The sequence below is a fragment of the Aquabacterium sp. A7-Y genome, assembly GCF_026153205.1.
GTDB lineage: Bacteria > Pseudomonadota > Gammaproteobacteria > Burkholderiales > Burkholderiaceae_C > Caldimonas.
Genome location: NZ_JAPFBW010000012.1, coordinates 110,514 through 127,265, shown reverse-complemented (window position 1 = coordinate 127,265; position 16,752 = coordinate 110,514). Strand labels below are relative to the sequence as shown.

15 protein-coding genes and 1 pseudogene are annotated in these 16,752 nt (G+C 71.0%); 9 read left to right on the top strand and 7 right to left on the bottom strand.

The features are described 5' to 3' along the window. Window positions 1–6: 6 nt before the first annotated feature. The 4 genes from panC to OOT46_RS12995 form a co-directional block, all read right to left on the bottom strand. Window positions 7–846 carry a pantoate--beta-alanine ligase gene (gene panC, locus OOT46_RS13010; protein WP_265404033.1) on the bottom strand — a complete coding sequence of 280 codons (840 nt, stop codon included), beginning with the start codon at window positions 844–846 and terminating at the stop codon, window positions 7–9. Between the two features lie 7 nt (window positions 847–853). Continuing rightward, the gene (panB, locus tag OOT46_RS13005) at window positions 854–1,696 is read right to left on the bottom strand and encodes a 3-methyl-2-oxobutanoate hydroxymethyltransferase (protein WP_265404032.1); all 843 of its coding nucleotides are present in this window, start codon (window positions 1,694–1,696) and stop codon (window positions 854–856) included. A gap of 117 nt (window positions 1,697–1,813) precedes the next feature. Continuing rightward, a complete protein-coding gene (locus OOT46_RS13000; RefSeq protein WP_416136185.1) occupies window positions 1,814–2,668 on the bottom strand; it encodes a segregation and condensation protein A in 855 nt (284 codons plus the stop codon). Between the two features lie 55 nt (window positions 2,669–2,723). Continuing rightward, window positions 2,724–2,933 (bottom strand): DUF3460 family protein, encoded by a 210-nt coding sequence (locus tag OOT46_RS12995; RefSeq protein ID WP_265404031.1) that lies wholly within the window; start codon window positions 2,931–2,933, stop codon window positions 2,724–2,726. Window positions 2,934–3,086: 153 nt separating this feature from the next. Here OOT46_RS12995 and bamE point away from each other — a divergent pair, with 153 nt between their 5' ends. Further along, window positions 3,087–3,575 (top strand): outer membrane protein assembly factor BamE domain-containing protein, encoded by a 489-nt coding sequence (bamE, locus tag OOT46_RS12990; RefSeq protein ID WP_265404030.1) that lies wholly within the window; start codon window positions 3,087–3,089, stop codon window positions 3,573–3,575. A gap of 11 nt (window positions 3,576–3,586) precedes the next feature. On the opposite strand, the gene OOT46_RS12985 is transcribed toward bamE, so the two are convergent. Continuing rightward, complete coding sequence (locus OOT46_RS12985) at window positions 3,587–4,252, bottom strand: hypothetical protein (protein WP_265404029.1); 666 nt, start codon at window positions 4,250–4,252, stop codon at window positions 3,587–3,589. A 98-nt stretch (window positions 4,253–4,350) separates the two neighbouring features. On the opposite strand from OOT46_RS12985, the gene OOT46_RS12980 reads away from it, so the two are divergent. Further along, window positions 4,351–5,343, top strand: a complete 993-nt coding sequence (locus OOT46_RS12980) for a CYTH domain-containing protein (RefSeq protein WP_265404028.1) — start codon at window positions 4,351–4,353, stop codon at window positions 5,341–5,343. Here OOT46_RS12980 and OOT46_RS12975 read toward each other — a convergent pair. After that, the gene (locus OOT46_RS12975; protein ID WP_265404027.1) at window positions 5,331–7,025 is read right to left on the bottom strand and encodes a SulP family inorganic anion transporter; all 1,695 of its coding nucleotides are present in this window, start codon (window positions 7,023–7,025) and stop codon (window positions 5,331–5,333) included. The genes OOT46_RS12980 and OOT46_RS12975 overlap by 13 nt on opposite strands. A 212-nt stretch (window positions 7,026–7,237) precedes the next feature. Here OOT46_RS12975 and OOT46_RS12970 point away from each other — a divergent pair, with 212 nt between their 5' ends. Beyond that, window positions 7,238–8,515 (top strand): glycerate kinase type-2 family protein, encoded by a 1,278-nt coding sequence (locus OOT46_RS12970; protein WP_265404026.1) that lies wholly within the window; start codon window positions 7,238–7,240, stop codon window positions 8,513–8,515. Window positions 8,516–8,662: 147 nt separating this feature from the next. Next, the gene (locus OOT46_RS12965; RefSeq protein ID WP_265404025.1) at window positions 8,663–10,915 is read left to right on the top strand and encodes an ATP-binding protein; all 2,253 of its coding nucleotides are present in this window, start codon (window positions 8,663–8,665) and stop codon (window positions 10,913–10,915) included. Window positions 10,916–10,922: 7 nt separating this feature from the next. Here OOT46_RS12965 and OOT46_RS12960 read toward each other — a convergent pair whose 3' ends face one another. Continuing rightward, window positions 10,923–11,456: a hemerythrin domain-containing protein gene (locus OOT46_RS12960; protein ID WP_265404024.1), complete on the bottom strand. Its 534-nt coding sequence runs from the start codon at window positions 11,454–11,456 to the stop codon at window positions 10,923–10,925. 167 nt (window positions 11,457–11,623) lie between these two features. On the opposite strand from OOT46_RS12960, the gene OOT46_RS12955 reads away from it, so the two are divergent. From OOT46_RS12955 to guaD, 5 genes and pseudogenes are all read left to right on the top strand, one after another. Next, window positions 11,624–12,454 carry a Crp/Fnr family transcriptional regulator gene (locus OOT46_RS12955; RefSeq protein ID WP_265404023.1) on the top strand — a complete coding sequence of 277 codons (831 nt, stop codon included), beginning with the start codon at window positions 11,624–11,626 and terminating at the stop codon, window positions 12,452–12,454. A 121-nt stretch (window positions 12,455–12,575) separates the two neighbouring features. After that, complete coding sequence (locus tag OOT46_RS12950; protein WP_265404022.1) at window positions 12,576–13,580, top strand: Bug family tripartite tricarboxylate transporter substrate binding protein; 1,005 nt, start codon at window positions 12,576–12,578, stop codon at window positions 13,578–13,580. Window positions 13,581–13,669: 89 nt separating this feature from the next. After that, a pseudogene (gene gstA / locus OOT46_RS12945) lies at window positions 13,670–14,282 on the top strand (glutathione transferase GstA). Between the two features lie 170 nt (window positions 14,283–14,452). Further along, on the top strand, window positions 14,453–15,355 hold the full coding sequence (locus OOT46_RS12940) for a LysR family transcriptional regulator (protein WP_322114254.1): 903 nt from the start codon (window positions 14,453–14,455) through the stop codon (window positions 15,353–15,355). Window positions 15,356–15,407: 52 nt separating this feature from the next. Continuing rightward, the gene (guaD, locus tag OOT46_RS12935; protein WP_265404020.1) at window positions 15,408–16,748 is read left to right on the top strand and encodes a guanine deaminase; all 1,341 of its coding nucleotides are present in this window, start codon (window positions 15,408–15,410) and stop codon (window positions 16,746–16,748) included. The last annotated feature ends 4 nt before the right edge of the window (window positions 16,749–16,752 follow it).

Sequence of the window (16,752 nt, the reverse complement as noted above, 5' to 3'; positions counted from 1 at the left end):
GAGGGCTCAGATCTCCATGTTGTCGATCAGCCGGGTCGCGCCCAGCTTGGCCGCGGCCAGCGCCACCAGCGGCTCGCCGGCGGCGCGCTGCTCGGGCGACGCCACACCCAGGTCGCTGCGGCGCCGGATCGCCACATAGTCGGGCAGCCAGCCGCGCTGGCGCAGGTTCTCCATCACCTCCCGCTCCAGCGCCGCCGGATCGGCGTGGCCGTTGCGCATCTCCAACTGGATGTGGCGCAGCGACATCGCCAGTTGCACCGCCTCGGCGCGCTCGGTCTCGCTCAGGTAGCCGTTGCGCGAGGACAGCGCCAGGCCGTCCTCGGCGCGGGTCGTCTCGCCGGCGACGATCTCGATTGGCAGCGCCAGCTGCTGCACCATGCGGCGCAGCACCATCAGCTGCTGGTAGTCCTTCTTGCCGAACACCGCGACACGTGGCTGCACGCAGTTGAAGAGCTTGAGCACGACGGTGCTGACGCCGGTGAAAAAGCCGGGGCGGAATTCGCCTTCGAGGATGTCCCCCAGCTCCGCCGGCGGGTGGATGCGGAACACCTGCGGTTCGGGATACAGCTCCTCCTCGCTGGGCGCGAAGACGACGTTGCAGCCGACGCTGCGCAGCAGATCGCAGTCACGCTCGAAGGTGCGGGGATAGCGGTCGAAGTCCTCGTGGGGCGCGAATTGCAGCCGATTGACGAACACGCTGGCAACCACCGGACCGCCATGCTCGCGGGCGAGCTTGACCAGCGAGAGATGGCCCTCGTGCAGATTGCCCATGGTGGGCACAAAGGCCGTCCTCGTGGCGCCTGCCAGGGCCTGGCGCAGTTCGGGGATGGTGTGGACGATGCGCATGGAGGGCTCAGTACGTGTGCAGTTGCGGGTCGGGGAAGCGGCCGTTCTTGACGTCGCGCACGTACGTGCGGATCGCGTCGTCGATGCTGCTCGCATCGGCCATGAAGTTGCGGACGAAACGCGGCAGCTTGCCGCGCGTGATGTTCAGCATGTCGTGCAGCACCAGCACCTGGCCGGCGCATTGCGGGCCCGCACCGATGCCTATGGTCATCAGCTGCGGGTAGAGGGTCGAGATCTCGGCGGCCAGCGCCGCCGGCACCAGCTCCAGCACCAGCATCGCGGCGCCCGCGTCGGCCAGCTCGCCGGCATGCCGCCTCAGCGTGCCGGCGGCGGACTCCTCGCGGCCCTGGATGCGGTAGCCGCCCAGCGCATGCACGCTCTGCGGCGTCAGGCCCAGGTGGGCGCAGACGGGGATGCCGCGCTCGACCAGGAAGCGCACCGTCTCGGCGCTCCAGCCGCCACCCTCGATCTTGACCATCTGCGCGCCCGCCTGCATCAGCGCGACGGCGCTGGCCAGGGCCTGTTCGCGCGAGGCCTGGTAGCTGCCGAAGGGCATGTCGGCGATCAGCCAGGCGCTGCGGTTGCCGCGCGCGACGCAGCGGGTGTGATAAGCGATCTCCTCCAGGGTGACCGGCAGGGTGCTGGGCTGGCCCTGCAGCACCATGCCCAGCGAGTCGCCGACCAGCAGACAGTCGACGCCGGCCTCGTCGAGCAGGCCGGCGAAGCTGCTGTCATAGACCGTCAGCATGGCGATCTTCTCGCCGGCGGCATGCATCTCGCGCAGACGGTGCAAGGTGAGGGGCTTGCGGCCGGCAGGGCGTTGATCGTCGGGGCTTGCGTGGCTGCTCATCCTGAGGCTCGCTTCGTGACAAAGTGGGCGGATTCTAGCGAGCTGCGCGCGCGCATGTCGCAGCGCACAAATCGCGGGCTAGAACCGTGCGTCTAGTTGTCAGGGGTGGCCGGGCGTTCAAGCCGGCTGGTAGGACAGCCGCACGTAGATGGGTGCGAAGGCCTCGGCCTGGGTCACTTCGAGCAGGCGTTCACGCGCCAGCTCCAGCATCGCGATGAAGGTGACCACCAACACCTGGGCGCCGCGGGAGGGGTCGAACAGGTCCTGGAACTCGATGAAGCGGCGACCCTGCAAGGTGCGCAGCAGCATGCTCATGTGTTCGCGCACGGACAGCTCCTCGCGGGTGATCTTGTGGTGCTGGGTCAGCTTGGCGCGCTTGAGGATGTCCTGCCAGGCCTCGCGCAGCTCGTCGAGGGACACGTCGGGGAAACGCGGCTTGAGCGCCTGCTCGATGTACACCTGGCCACGCAGGAAATCGCGCCCCAGCACCGGCAGCCGGTCCAGCCCGGCCGCGGCCAGCTTGATCTGCTCATATTCGAGCAGCCGGCGCACCAGCTCGGCCCGCGGGTCCTCGGGTTCCTGGCCTTCCTCGGTCTTTTTCGGCGGCAGCAGCATGCGCGACTTGATCTCGATCAGCATCGCGGCCATCAGCAGGTATTCCGACGCCAGCTCCAGGTTGGTGCTGCGGATCTGCTCGACGTAACTCAGGTACTGGCGCGTGACGTCGGCCAGCGGGATGTCGAGGATGTTGAAGTTCTGCTTGCGGATCAGGTAGAGCAGCAGGTCCAGCGGGCCTTCGAAGGCTTCGAGAAACACCTCCAGCGCGTCCGGCGGGATGTAGAGGTCCTGCGGCAGCTGGAACAGCGGCGAGCCGTACAGGCGGGCCACCGCGACGTGGTCGACCACTTCGGGCTCGGGCGCCTGGACGCGCCCTTCGTCGGGCGCCGGGGACAGCACCGCCTCGTCGTTCACGATGGATCAGTCCGCAATGGAGGGGGGACGCGAAGGTCGTTCGCCGGGGTCGCGGTCAGTCGGTGCTCGCCTTGGTCTGGTAGACATAGGGCTGCTGCGGGACGCGGCCGGCCTCGTACTCGGACTGGGCCTGGCGGTCCAGGTTGCGGTCCCAGAGCAGCGAACGGCCTTCACGCTGCTGCGTCTCCAGTTGCGGGTTTTTGGCCTTCAACTCCTCGATGAAGGAGGTGATTTCGGACTTGTAGGGTTTCCAGAACAGCGGCATGGTCGGAGGCGGTGCGGCACCGCGGCTATCAGGGCATGGGGACGGTCGACAGGGCGGCCTGTCGGGGCCGGCCTCAGTCGGGTTTCAGCTTCACGCACATTCGGGGTGCGCGAGGTGGTGAAATGGCGCCAGCGATTTTACCGGGGGACGGCGATGCGTTTGTTTCTGGTCGGCCTGGCGGCCGGGCTGGCCTTGCTGGCGGGGTGTGATCGCGAGCGCGTGGCCCAGCTGGAGGAAGGCGTTGCCACCGAGGCCGACGTGCGTGCGCAGTTCGGCAAGCCCGAGGCGATCTACGACGACGAGGACGGCAGCCGCACGCTGGAGTACCCGCGCCAGCCGGAAGGCCAGCGCAACTACATGATCACGATCGGCCCGGACGGCCGGATGAGCGCCTTGCGCCAGGTGCTGCAGCCTGCCGTGTTTGCCCAGGTGACGCCGGGGCTGGACAAGGTCCAGGTGCGGCGACTGCTCGGGCGGCCCGGCAAGACCCAGGTTTTTCCGCTCAAGAACGAGGAAGTGTGGGACTGGCGTTACCTCGACGGACCGGAAAACCGGGTCTTCAGCGTCAGTTTCGATCCCGACGGCAAGGTGATCGACACGGCGAGCAGCCTCGACCCGCGCGAAACCCAGGGGGGTGGCTGAAGCGCAGGCTCCTAGCCGCGCCGCAGCAGCCGGCCCAGCTGGTAAAAGCGATGCGGCTGGCCGAGCACCAACTTGGTCAGCTCGTCCAGGCTGGCCTGCCCGACCTCGAAGGCCGGCAGTTCCACCACGCTGGTCTCGAAACCTTCCAGGTTGAGCAGCTGGAACTGCACCTGGCCGCTGTCGTGCCGGGGCAGCAGCTTGATGCCGGCATGCAGGTCGGCGGTGAACTCGAAACGGGTGTGCTGGTAGCGGCCGGTCTCGGCGTCACGCACGTTTTCGGCCTGGAACTCGACGCCGGCCAGTCGCAGGCGCTCTTCGAGCTTCTGGATCTCGGTCGGGAAATCGCGCCTCAGTACCAGCGCGCGGCCGGACTTCAGCTGGCAGAACAGCTGCACGTGTTCGTGCAAGGGTGTGCCGACGGTCGACTGGCGCCGCGCGTCGACGCGGAAGTCACCCATCGGCAGCCGCTCCAGCACATGGCGGCTGTCGAGCACGTAGCGCACCGGCGAGGGCGGCTGCAGCACGTTGAGCTGTTTGGCCAGCTCCAGCCAGTAGCGGAAGGCCGTGGTGCACGCGCCCTCGACCAGTGTCGTATGGCGCTGCAGCGTCGCGCTGTCGGTCTGATGCCGGGCCTGGAGCGCGTCGGCTTGGCGCTTGAGGTCGTCGAGAAGTCCCACCCTGGTGCCGAATTCTGTGAAGTTGTTCGCGGTCGAAGGATACCGCAGCTCGGTGACCGGCTGCCCGGGATAATCGCGCCCGAGGAGGCGCACGGCGCATGCAGGAGTTCGAGTTGAAGTACCAGGTGCCGCACGCCGAGGCGGCGGCGCTGGAGCAGGCCCTCGCGGCCGGGCCCGGGGCGGGGGAGGTGCGTCTCCGGGCCGTCTACTTCGACACCCCGGGCCGCTGGCTGGCGCGCGCCCACATGGCGCTGCGGCTCCGCCGCGAAGGCGAGCAGTGGGTGCAGACCCTCAAGGCCGTGGCCGAGGACGGCCTGACCCGGCTGGAGCACAACCAGCCGCGCGCGGGGGCTGCCGCCCCCGGGCTGGACCTCACGCTGCACGAGGGCACGCCGGCCGGCGAGCGCCTGAGCGCGCTGCTGCGCGAGGCCGGCGAGCCGCTCGCCGCCACCTACGGTACCGACATCCGGCGTCGCACGCTGACGCTGGAGAGCGCCGAAGGCCGCGTGGAGCTGGCCTTCGACCGGGGCGAGATCCGCGCCGGCGAGCGGGTGCTGCCGGTCTGCGAGCTGGAGCTCGAGTTGCTGCACGGCCGCCATGCGGCAGTGCTGCGCGAGGCAGGTCGCCGGGTCGAGCGCCATGGCCTGTGGCTCGACGTGCGCTCCAAGGCCGAACGCGGCGACCGTCTCGCGCGCGGCGCGGCGGGCGCGCCCGCGACCGAGGTGCCGCTGCTCGCGGCGCCCGCAGGGGCCGACGGACGTGCCGCCTGGCGCGCTGCGCTGCTGGCGCTGTGGCCGGGCCTGCTGCGCAACGCCAGCGAACTGTGCGACGAGACGCAGCAGCAGGACAGCGCTCAGGCGGCCGCCCAGCTGCAGGCGCTGCGGCTGGGGCTGAAGGCCATGTTGCGGGCCGCCTGCAGCGTCGCCCGCCTGCCCGGCGCGCCGGACACCGCGACGCTGGCGCGCGAGGTCCGCGCACTGCGCCGGCAGCTCAGCGCTGCGCCGGAGCCGGCCGCTGCCGGGGCCTGGCTGCGTTCGGGTCCTGCGCAGGCGCTGTGGCTGCGCGGGCTGGACGGGCTCTACGCCGCCTGAGCCGGGCGGGTGGCGACCAGGGCCAGGGCCAAGTCCAGGTCGGGCGCGACGCCGTCGTGCCCCAGTTCGGCGAGGAAACCCGAGCGCGCCATCATCTCCCGCGGCTGCTCGTTGAGTTCGCACAGCACCAGCTGCACGCCCTGGCGCCGCAGCGTGCGGTGCAGTTGCACCAGCGCGTCCAGCCCGGTGCTGTCCATCGAGACCAGGCGGCGCATCTCCAGCACCAGGTGCCGGGTGTCCGGGCGCAGCTGCTCGCCCGCCGCTTCGACCTTCGCGACTGCGCCGAAAAACAGCGAGCCGTACAGGCTCATCACCTGCACCCCCGCCAGGTCGCGCGCGTGCGGCGGCGGCGCCAGCGGTTCGATGCGGAACAGGGTGCCCATGCGGTAGATGAAAAACACGCAGGCCAGCACCAGGCCGACCTCCACGGCGACCGTGAGGTCGAACACCACCGTCAGCCCGAAGGTCGCGACCAGCGTCACCCGGTAAGGCACGGGGAACCTGCGCAGCCGCGCGAACTCGCGCCACTCGCCCATGTTCCACGCGACGAACATCAGGATGCCGGCCAGCGCGGCCAGCGGCACATGGGCGGCCAGCGGCGCCGCGACCAGCACGACCAGCAGCAGGGTCAGCGCGTGCACCATGCCGGCCACCGGGCTCCTCGCCCCCGAGCGCACATTGGTGACGGTGCGCGCGATCGTGCCGGTGGCCGGGATGCCGCCGAAAAAGGGCGCCACGATGTTCGCCACACCCTGGGCCATCAGTTCCTGGTTGGGGTCGTGGCGTGGCAGCTCCGTCAGGTTGTCGGCCACGCGCGCGCACAGCAGCGACTCGATCGCGCCCAGCAAGGCGATCGTCAGGGTGGGGATGAACAGCTGCTGGGTGCCCTCCCAGCTGAAGGCCGGCACCTCGAAAGTCGGCAGCTCCTGCGGGATGCCGCCGAAGCGCGAGCCTATGGTCTCGAGCGGCAGGCCGAGCCCGGCGGTGGCCGCGGTCGCGAGCGCCAGGGCGACGATGGTGCCGGGCAGCCGGGCCAGCCGCCGGATCACCCGGCCGCGCGGGCCGTCCAGCAGGGCGGGCGGCAGCGCGTAGAGCTTGGGCCAGGCCACCACGATACCGAGACAGGCCAGCCCGAGCGCGAGCGCCAGCGGATTCAGCTGCGCCGCGTGCCGGCCCAGCACCGCCAGCTGGGCGAAAAAGTCGGCTGGCATGTCGCGGATCGGCAGGCCCAGCAGGTCCTTGAGCTGCGAGAGGGCGATCAGCACCGCGATGCCGTTGGTGAAGCCGGTCACGATGGTGACCGGGATGTAGCGCACCAGCACCCCCAGCTTGAACAGCCCGAGCACGAACAGCAGCCCTCCGGCGAGCACGGTGGCGATCAGCAGATTGCCCAGCCCCCAGCGCTGCACGATGCCGTAGACGATCACGATGAAGGCGCCGGCCGGCCCGCCGATCTGCACGCTGGAGCCGCCCAGCGCCGAGATCAGGAAGCCGGCGATGATGGCGGTGAAGATGCCCTGCTCGGGCTTCACGCCGCTGGCGATCGCGAAGGCCATCGCCAACGGCAGCGCGACGATGCCGACCGTGAGGCCGGCCGAGAGGTCGGCGCTGAACTGGTGGCGGTCGTAGTGCCGCAGCGTGTGCCACAGCCGGGGGCGGAACTCTGCAAGCGGCAGCCGCACGGGGGCTCTCCTTGTCTTGCTCGGCAACGGGCGCCTCGCGCGCGTGTGCTCGAGGCGGGCTGCGCGGATCATCGGGCGCACGCCGGCCGCCGGTCAAGGCGCCGCCGCGACATTGTGGGCCGCGTGTCACAAGCCCCCGCGGCACGCTGTGTCCCATCGACGCGGCGCCCGACTTCGGGCATGCTGCATCGCCGCTTTTTGCCTGTTCCGCCATGCCCCCTCCTGAGCTCCTGCTGCGTCAACTCTTCGACGCCGCCGTCGCCAGCGCCTTGCCGGCGCGCTGCCTGGCCGGCGTCCTGCCCGCGCCACCGCGCGGCCGCACCCTGGTGCTCGGCGCCGGCAAGGCCGGCGCTGCGATGGCAGCCGCGGTCGACGCGCTCTGGCCCGCCGAAGCGCCGCTCAGCGGCCTGGTCGTGACGCGCTACGGGCACCGGCCGCCCGGCAGCGACGGCGGCCGCATCGAGGTGGTCGAGGCGGCCCACCCGGTGCCCGACGCGGCGGGCGAGCAGGCCGCGCGCCGCATGCTGGCGCTGGCAGCCGGCCTGACGGCCGACGACCTGGTGCTGTGCCTCGTTTCGGGCGGCGGCTCGGCCCTGCTGTCGCTGCCGGCCGAAGGCCTGAGCCTGCAGGACAAGCAGGCCCTGCACCAGGCGCTGCTGCACAGCGGCGCCTCCATCGCCGAGATGAACTGCGTGCGCAAGCACCTCTCGGCGGTCAAGGGCGGGCGGCTGGCGGTGGCCTGCGCGCCGGCGCGGGTGCTCACGCTGGCGATCTCGGACGTGCCCGGCGACGACCCGGCCGTCATCGCGAGCGGGCCGACGGTGCCCGACCCGAGCCGCTGCGAGGAGGCCCTGGCGGTGCTGCAGCGCTATCGCATCGCGCTGCCCCCGGCGGTGCGGGAGGCGCTCGAGGACGGCCGCCTGGAAACGCCCAAACCCGGCGACCCGCGTTTCGCCGGGCACGAGCTGCAGCTGGTCGCGACGCCGCAGCAGGCCCTCGAAGCGGCCGCCGCGGCGGCCCGGAGCGCCGGTCTGCTGGCTCACATCCTGAGCGATGCCGTCGAGGGCGAGTCGCACGTCGTGGGCCGGGTGCATGGGGCGCTGGCGCGGCAGGTGGCGCGCCGCGGTCAGCCCTTCGCGGCGCCCTGCGTGATCCTCTCCGGCGGCGAAACCACCGTGACGGTACGGGCGCCGGGCGGGCGCGGCGGCCGCGCCACGGAATTCCTGCTCGGCGCGGCGCTGGCGCTGCAGGGCGAGCCGCGGGTATGGATGCTGGCCGCCGACACTGACGGCATCGACGGCGTGCAGAACCATGCCGGCGCGCTGCTCGCGCCCGACAGCTGGGCGCGCGCAGCGGTCGCCGGCGTGTCGGCGCAGGACTGCCTGGACCGCAATGACACCTCGCGCTACTTCGAGGCGCTGGATGCCCTGGTGACCACGGGGCCGACATACACCAATGTCAACGACTTTCGTGCGATTCTCGTGTTGTGATGAAGTCTCCGTCGCCACGGAGGCCACACACCTTTTTACCCCTGGGCCTGCCACGACATCCTGCCCGGCAGGGCCGCGAGGCACAATGCCGTGGCCGTTTGTGTCCCTTCCGGATCTTCCTCCTCCACCTTTGTTGAAACCGCGCGCATGAGCTGGGGCCCGTCGCTTCTGCGGCTGCTGAAACACAGCCTCGGCCTGAACCACCCGGCCGAACTCCCCGGTTGGTGGGATGCCGCGACCCAGGCGCCGCCGCAGCAGCGCGCCCAGGCCCTGGCCAAGCTGCGCGGCCTGCTCGACGCCTTCGACGCCGCCTATGTCGCGCTGGAGCGCCGCGCCGCCGAGGCCTCGCGCCAGAGCGAGGCCGAGCGGGCCCGCCATGAGCGCCTGGAGCTGGCGATGAACAGCGCGCATGACGCGCTGTGGGACTGGGAGATCGCCCGCGACCGCGCCTATTTCAGCCCGCGGCTGGCGGAGATCCTCGGCTATGCGCCGGGCGAGATCGAGCTCACCCTGCAGCGCTGGCGCGAACACATGCAGCCCGACGACCGGCTCGATGCCCGCGAGCGCCTGCAGGCCCACCTGCGCGGCGAGTCGCCGCAGTACGAGGCGGAGTTCCGCGTCCTCACCCGCGACGGCCGGTGGCGCTGGGTGCGCTCGCGCGGCCAGGTGGTCGAGCGCGACGCGCAGGGCCGGCCCTTGCGCGTCGTGGGCACGCACAGCGACGTGACCGACCGCCGCCTCGCCGAGGAGGAGGTGCTGCATCAGCTGCGTTTCATCGAGGAGCTGATCGAGATCATCCCCAACCCGGTCTACTTCAAGGACCGCCTGGGCCGCTACATCGGTTGCAACCGCGCCTGCGAAGCGCTGTTCGGCCTGCGCCGCGAGGACTGGCTGGGCCGCACCGCGGCCGATCTGCGGCGCGACGAGGCCGGCCGCGAGGAAGAGCGCTACGACGAGCTGCTCTACGCCGGCGGCGGCATCCAGACGTACGAGACGCGGCTGCCGCTGCCGACCGGCGAAGTGCGCGACGTGATCTTCAGCAAGACGCTGTTCACCGGCGCCCAGGGCGGTATCGGCGGCGTGCTGGGTGCCATTACCGACATCACGCAGCAGAAGCGCGTCGAGACCGAGCTGCGCGACGCCAAGACGGCGGCCGAGGCGGCCAGCCGCGCCAAGAGCGAATTCCTCGCCAACATGAGCCACGAGATCCGCACGCCGATGAACGGCGTAATGGGCCTGGTGGACCTGACCCTGGAGACGCCGCTGAACGACACCCAGCGCCGCTACCTGACGCTGGTGAAGTCCTCGTCGACCTCGCTGCTCAACATCATCAACGACATCCTCGACCTGTCGCGCATCGAGGCGGGCCGCATGCGCGTCGAGCAGCTCGCCTTCGACGTGCGGCGGCTGTTCCAGGAGGCGGTCGCCCCGCTGGAGCCGCGCGCCCAGGAAAAAGGCCTGACGCTCAGCTGCCTGGTTGCGCCCGACGTGCCGGCCCAGATCGTGGCCGATCCGCTGCGGTTGCGTCAGATCGTGGTGAACCTGGTCGGCAACGCGATCAAGTTCACCCGCCACGGCCGGGTCGACGTCTCGGCATGGCCCGAGGGGCAGGGCGGCTCGGCGGTGTTGCACCTGTGTGTGGCCGACACCGGCGTCGGCATCCCGGCCGACAAGCTGGAGCGCATCTTCGAGTCCTTTACCCAGGCTGACAACTCGACCACCCGCGAGTTCGGCGGCACCGGGCTCGGCCTGACCATCTCGCGGCGGCTGGCCGAGGCGATGGGCGGACGGCTGTGGGCCGAGAGCGAGGCCGGCCAGGGCAGCCGCTTCCACCTGACCCTGCCGCTGCTGAGCATGGTGGCCGAGGACCTCGACACCGAGACCCGGCGCGACTGGAGCGCGGCCGCCGCGCAGAGCCTCAACCTTTCGCGCGACAAGGCGCGCAGCCGCTTCGAGTCGACCGCCTACCGCGGCTTCGACGAACTGGAGACGCCGCCCGACGAAGAGGCCGCAACCGGCGCCGGCCTGCAGGTGCTGCTGATCGACGACCATGCGGTGAACCGCTTCATCGCCACCAGCCTGATCCGCCGGCTCGGCCACCACGTCACCTGCGCCGTCACCGCCGACGAGGCGCTGGCCCTCTGCGAGGAACAGGACTTCGACCTGATTTTCATGGACATCCAGATCCCCGGCATGAGCGGCATCGAGCTGACCCACCGGATCCGCTCGATGGAGGCGGTGCGCGGCTGGAGCTGTCCCATCGTCGCGCTCACCGCGCACGCGATGCCGCTGGACCGGGTGCGCTGCCTGGAGGCCGGCATGGACGACTACCTGACCAAGCCGGTCGAGCAGGACCGCCTGCAGGGCGTGCTGCAGCTGGTCAGCCGGGCGCGCCGCTAAGGCGGGCTCAGCGCGGCGCGCGGCGGCGCAAGGCCATCTCCTCGCCCATGGCCCGCAAGGTGGTGTCGTCGCAGCGCGAACGCGCGGCGGGGAAAACCAGCCGCTCCTCGGTGGCCAGGTGGGCCTCGTGCACGGCCAGGAAACGCGCTGCGTCGGCTTCCGCCTGCGCCTCCAGCGTCGTGCGGCTCCCGTCGGCCAGGGCCTGCAGTCCGGGGCGTATCGCGATCCACAGGCGGTCCATCTCGCGGTGCTCGTCGAGCAGCCGGGCGACGGCCTCGCGCAGCGTCGGCGCGGCGTCGCTCAGCAGGCGGGGGAAGACGTGCAGCTCCTCGTCGCGGTGGTGCTGCGGCGCGGCCAGGTCGAAGTAGCGCAGCACGTCGCGCGCCGCGTCCCGTGCGGCCGGGTCGCAGCCGTGCTCGCGCAGGTGAGCGAGCAGGCGCTGCAGCAGGCGCAGCGAGCGCTCGACACGTTGGTGGCAAGCCGAGAGCATCTCGAAGGGCGCTTCGAAGCCGGCGGCGGGGCTGGTGAATCCGGGCAACATCGCGCCATTGTCCGCCCAGGCGAACCCGGTCCAGCTTGACGCCCGTCAAGCTCTGCGCGGACGCCGCAGTCGTGGGGTGCCGGCCCTCCACGCGCGGCTTCCTTGCGCCAGCTCAACGCCGGGCGGCGGCGCAGCGGCCACAGTGACAAGCCTTCAGGAGCCGAGCCGTGAGCCCATCCCTAGCCCCCTCTTGCCTGTCCCTCGACCCTAGCCCCGCCCATGCTGCCGGGGCGGTGGGGAGCGACCCCCCTCCCGCTCGCCGTGCCCGCTCGCGCGGCGCCAGGGCCCCGCAGGGCGGGGCCGGGCCTGCTGCGCTGGACGCCAGGGCCAGCGTGCTGCAGGCCGCCCTGCGGCATGTCGAGCTGCCGCGCTCGGCACTGCTGGCGCTGGCCGGACTGGGACAGGAGCACGAGGTCGTCGCCGGCTGCCCGGTGCTCGGCCGTGGCGACGTTGCCGGGGCCTTGTGGCTGGTGCTGGCCGGCCAGGTCGCGCTCGGCACTCGCGACGCTGCCCGCCCGCTGCAGCAGACCCGGCTGGTCGAGCCGGGGCAGTGGCTGGACGCGGCCAGCGCCTGGCTGGGCGGCGCCTACTTCGAGGACGCCTGGACGCTGGGCGATGCGCTGTTGTGCTCGTTCCCGATCGAGCCGCTGCAGCGTTGCTGCGAGCAGCACCCGGGGCTCGCTGTGGCGCTGCTCGGTGTGCTCGCGCAGCGCGTCGGGGCGCTGACCGAGGGCACCTTGGGTCTGATGCTCAAGGACGCCGAGGCGCGCTGTGCGACCTGGCTGCTGCAGCATGCGGAGCCCGGGGCGGCGGCGGTCGCGACGGTGAAGCTGCGCGAGCGCAAGCGGGCCATCGCCTCGCAGCTCGCCATCACGCCCGAAACCTTCTCGCGCGTGTTCAGGCAGCTGCGCGAGAAGCGGCTGATCGAGACCGAGGGCTACGAGGTGAGGCTGCTCGACCCGGAGGCGCTGCGGCGCATCGCCGACGGCAGGCGATAACACGCCGGCGGGCGCGGGCCGCCGGAAAGCGGCCGTGGCGCGGGGCGATTAAGGGGAAACCCAGGTCTGCATAGCAGAATCATTTCCTAGCATATCGACACCATTGCTAGGAGGGTCCAGCATGCCTACCCGTCGACACACCCTGGTCGCGGCGGCCGGCCTCGCTCTGCCGGCCATCGCCCCGCTGGTTCCCGCGCAAAGCGGCAGGTCGTCCGCTGCGGCCACCTCCGGCGCTCCCGCGGCGTTGCCCCGGCTGAAGATCTACATCCCGGCGAATGCCGGCGGCGGCTGGGACCAGACCGGCCGCAGCCTGGGCGGCGCCTTGCAGGCCGCCCAGCTCGTGCAGCACGTGGAGTACGAAAACAAGGGCGGCAAGGGCGGCACGCTGGGGCTGGCGGACTTCGTCGCACGCCACGGCAGCGACCCGGACGCGCTCTTGATCGGCGGCATGGTGATGATCGGTGCGCTGGCCGTCAACCGCGACGAGCAGGCGCTGCGGCAGGTCACGCCGATCGCCCGCCTGACCAGCGACTACATGGTGCTGGTGGCACCTGCCGGGGGCCGCATCACGGACCTCAAGAAGATGGTCGCCGAGGTACGCCAGAACCTGGCGACGGTGCCGATCGCCGGCGGCTCGGCCGGCGGGGTGGATCACATGCTGGCCGGCATGATCGTGCGCTCGCTGGGCGTCAACCCGGCCGGGCTGCAGTACCGTCCCACCAGCAGCGGCAAGGACGCGGTGGTCCTGCTGCAGTCGGGCCAGGCGGCGGTCGCGATCTCCGGCTACAGCGAGTTCAAGGCCGGCATCGAGGACAAGTCGCTGGTCCCGCTGGCAGTGTCCTCGCGCAAGACGCTGTTCGGCATCCCCTCGCTGCGCGAGCAGGGCATCGACACCGAGCTGGCCAACTGGCGCGGCGTCTTCGCGCCCGGCCTGCTGGAGGACAGCCGCAAGGTGGCCTTGCGCCAGCTGGTGATCCGCGCCACCGAGTCGCCGGCCTGGCGGCAGGCGCTGCTGGACAACAACTGGCTGGGCTCGCTGCTCTACGGCAAGGAGTTCGAGGACTTCCTGGCGATCGAGCAGGGCATCGCCAGCGCCGTCACGCTGATGCTCAAGCTCAAGGCCTGAGGCAGAGCGGGGCCGGTGGGGGCTTGCCGTGCAGGACGGCGGCAGGAAGGCTATTGTTGCCGTCTCTGCAACGGTTCGACGGAGATGCCATGAAGCTCTACTACAGCCCGGGCGCGTGCTCGCTGTCACCCCACATCGCGCTCTACGAGGCAGGCCTGCCTTCGAGCGGTGCTGGCCAGCACCAAAACCCACAAGCTGCTCGACGGTACCGACTACTACACGATCAATCCCAAGGGTTACGTGCCGACCCTGGAGTTCGACGACGGCCGGCGGCTTACCGAGGGACCGGCCATCGTGCAGTGGATCGCCGACCAGGTGCCGGAGAAGAAACTCGCGCCGCCCGCGGGGACCTTCGAGCGCTACCGCCTGATCGAGTGGCTCAACTTCATCACCACCGAGGTGCACAAGAGCTTCAGCCCGCTGTTCAATCCCGCCATGCCGGAGGAAGGCAAGGCCGTGATGCGGGACAAGCTGCTGCAGCGCTACCGCTGGCTCGACGAGCAGCTGGCCGGCAAGAGCTGGCTGATGGGTGAGCAGTTCACGGTGGCCGACGCCTATCTGTTTGTCGTGACGCGCTGGACCGCGCCGACCAAGATCGACATCTCCGGGCTGCAGAACGTGCAGGCCTTCATGCGGCGCGCCGGCGAACGCCCGGCCGTCCAGCGCGCGCTGGCCGCCGAGGCCCCGCCCGCCAAGAGCTGAGGCGCCCAGGAGGCTGGGGCCGCTTTGGCGCCGGGTCCCGGCATCCGCAGATACCCGGGACTGCCTGGCCGTCCCCAGGCGTATACGAGAATAGGCATATTTCCTATTTGCGAGCTCGTATGGGCGGCCGTGCGCATTTCGACAACATTGAGCTCCATCTCGTCCGGGTCTTGTTGACCTTGATCACCGAATGCAGCGTCTCGCGTGCCGCCTTGAAGCTCGATCTGTCGCAACCCGCGGTCAGCGCCCACCTGCGCCGACTGCGCGACGCCACCGGCGATGCCCTGCTGGTGCGCTCGGGCAACGGCATGGCGGCGACGCCGGTCGCGCTGGAGCTGCTGGGCCCGGCGCGGGCGCTGCTGGAGCAGGCCGACCGGCTGTTCGGTCGGCAGCAGGCCAGCCGCGGCTTCGAGCCACTGGCCAGCGATACCCTGTTCCGCATCGCCGCGAGCGACTACCTGGACCCGCTGTTCCTGCCGCGCCTTGTCACCGCCGTGCAGCAGGCGGCGCCCGGCGTGCGCCTGGACCTGCTGCCGCTGTCGGCCGAGTTCGACGTGCAGCGCCAGCTCGTCTCGGGCGAGGTGGACCTGGTGATCGGCAACTGGATGGAGCCGCCCGAGGACCTGCACCTGGGCCGGCTGCTGACCGACGAGGTGGTCTGCCTGGTGGCCGAGAACCACCCGGCGGTGCGCTCCGCGCGCGGCTGGACGGTCGAAAAATACCTGGCCTGCCAGCATGTCGCGCCAACCCCGCTGCACACCGGGCGCGAGGCGCGCGGCGTCATCGACGCCCACCTGCAGTCGCTGGGGCTGAGCCGCAACGTCACGGTGCGCAGCGCCCATTTCGGGCAGATCCCGCAGATGGTGGCCAGCAGCCTGCTGGTGCTGACCACCGGGCGACAGTTCTGCGAGCGTTATCTCGACGAGCTGCCGCTCAAGGTGGTGCGCTGTCCGGTCGCCTTTCCGCCGATGAACTACTACCAGCTGTGGCACGACCGCACCCACCCGTCGGCCGCGCACCGCTGGTTCCGCGAACGCGTGCGCGACGTCGCGCGTGAGCTGCTGAGCCGCTGACGGCCCCGGCGGGTGCCGCTGCGCCGCCAAGAAACACGACAAGGAACCCACGATGACTGTCCGTACCGCCCTGCGCGGCGACCTGCTGGATTTCACCGGCGACCCCGGCTGGCAGGTCGACGCTGGCGCGGCCGTGCGCTTCCGGCCCGACCACTGGCTGCTGATCGACGAGGCCGGCCGCTGCGCCGGCGCGCAGCCCGGCGACCGGCCGCCCGATGCCTGGCTGGGCCAGAACGGCCGCAAGGTGGACCGGCGCGGCCACCTGATCACGCCTGGCCTGATCGACACCCATGTGCACGCCCCGCAGATCGACGTGATCGCCAGCTTCGGCACCGAGCTGCTGGAGTGGCTCAACACCTACACCTTCCCGGCCGAGCGCAAGTTCGCGGATCCCGAGGAGGCGCGCCGCGGTTCGCGGCTGTTCCTCGACGCGCTGCTCGCCTGCGGCACCACCTCGGCCCTGGTGTTCCCGACGGTGCACAAGGTCTCGGCCGATGCCTTGTTCGAGGCGGCCGCCGATCGCAACATGCGGGTGCTGGCCGGCAAGGTGCTGATGAACCGCCATGCCCCCGAGGGCCTGCTCGACGATGTCGACCAGGCCGAGCGCGACTGCGTCGAACTGATCGAGCGCTGGCACGGGCGCGGGCGCGCGGCCTACGCGGTGACACCGCGCTTCGCAGCCACCTCGACACCCGAGCAGCTGGCAATGGCCGGCCGCCTGTGCGCCGCGCACCCGGGCGTCTACCTGCAGACCCACGTCGCCGAGAACCGCGCCGAGGTGCGCTGGATGGCCGAGCTGTTTCCCGAGGCCCGCAGCTACCTCGACATCTATGTGCGCCACGGCCTGGTGAACCGGCGTGCGGTGTTCGCCCACGGCATCTGGCTCGACGACACCGACCGCGCGGTGCTGCGCGAGGCGGGCGCCGCCATCGCCTTCTGCCCGTCCAGCAACATGTTCATCGGCTCGGGCCTGTTCGACTGGGGCCAGGCCGAGGCCCAGGGCGTGGGCGTCTGCCTGGGCAGCGACGTCGGCGGCGGGACGGCGCTGTCCCTGCTCAGGACCCTCGCCGACGGCTACAAGGTGCTGGCGCTGCAGGGCCAGAAGCTGACCGCCTGGAAGGCGCTGCACGCCGCCACGCTGGGCGCTGCTGAACAACTGCAACTGACCCATGAGATCGGAACTTTCCAGCCCGGTACACTGGCCGACTTGGTGGTGTGGGACTGGGCTCAGGGACCGGTGGCGCAGCGCCGGCACGAGGTGGCGCGTGACTTGCATGAGCAGGTCTTTGCCTGGATGACGCTCGGTGACGAGCGTTATGTGGTCTCCACCTGGGTCGCCGGCCGGGAGCGCTACTGCCGGCCCGGTGTCGCACCGACCCTGGACCGCCCCTGAGGCG

Coding starts and splice junctions, on each gene's coding strand:
- panC (WP_265404033.1), bottom strand. CDS start 846: ATGCGCATCGTCCACACCATCCCCGAACTGCGCCAGGCCCTGGCAGGC.
- panB (WP_265404032.1), bottom strand. CDS start 1,696: ATGAGCAGCCACGCAAGCCCCGACGATCAACGCCCTGCCGGCCGCAAG.
- OOT46_RS12995 (WP_265404031.1), bottom strand. CDS start 2,933: ATGCCGCTGTTCTGGAAACCCTACAAGTCCGAAATCACCTCCTTCATC.
- bamE (WP_265404030.1), top strand. CDS start 3,087: ATGCGTTTGTTTCTGGTCGGCCTGGCGGCCGGGCTGGCCTTGCTGGCG.
- OOT46_RS12980 (WP_265404028.1), top strand. CDS start 4,351: ATGCAGGAGTTCGAGTTGAAGTACCAGGTGCCGCACGCCGAGGCGGCG.
- OOT46_RS12970 (WP_265404026.1), top strand. CDS start 7,238: ATGCCCCCTCCTGAGCTCCTGCTGCGTCAACTCTTCGACGCCGCCGTC.
- OOT46_RS12965 (WP_265404025.1), top strand. CDS start 8,663: ATGAGCTGGGGCCCGTCGCTTCTGCGGCTGCTGAAACACAGCCTCGGC.
- OOT46_RS12960 (WP_265404024.1), bottom strand. CDS start 11,456: ATGTTGCCCGGATTCACCAGCCCCGCCGCCGGCTTCGAAGCGCCCTTC.
- OOT46_RS12950 (WP_265404022.1), top strand. CDS start 12,576: ATGCCTACCCGTCGACACACCCTGGTCGCGGCGGCCGGCCTCGCTCTG.
- guaD (WP_265404020.1), top strand. CDS start 15,408: ATGACTGTCCGTACCGCCCTGCGCGGCGACCTGCTGGATTTCACCGGC.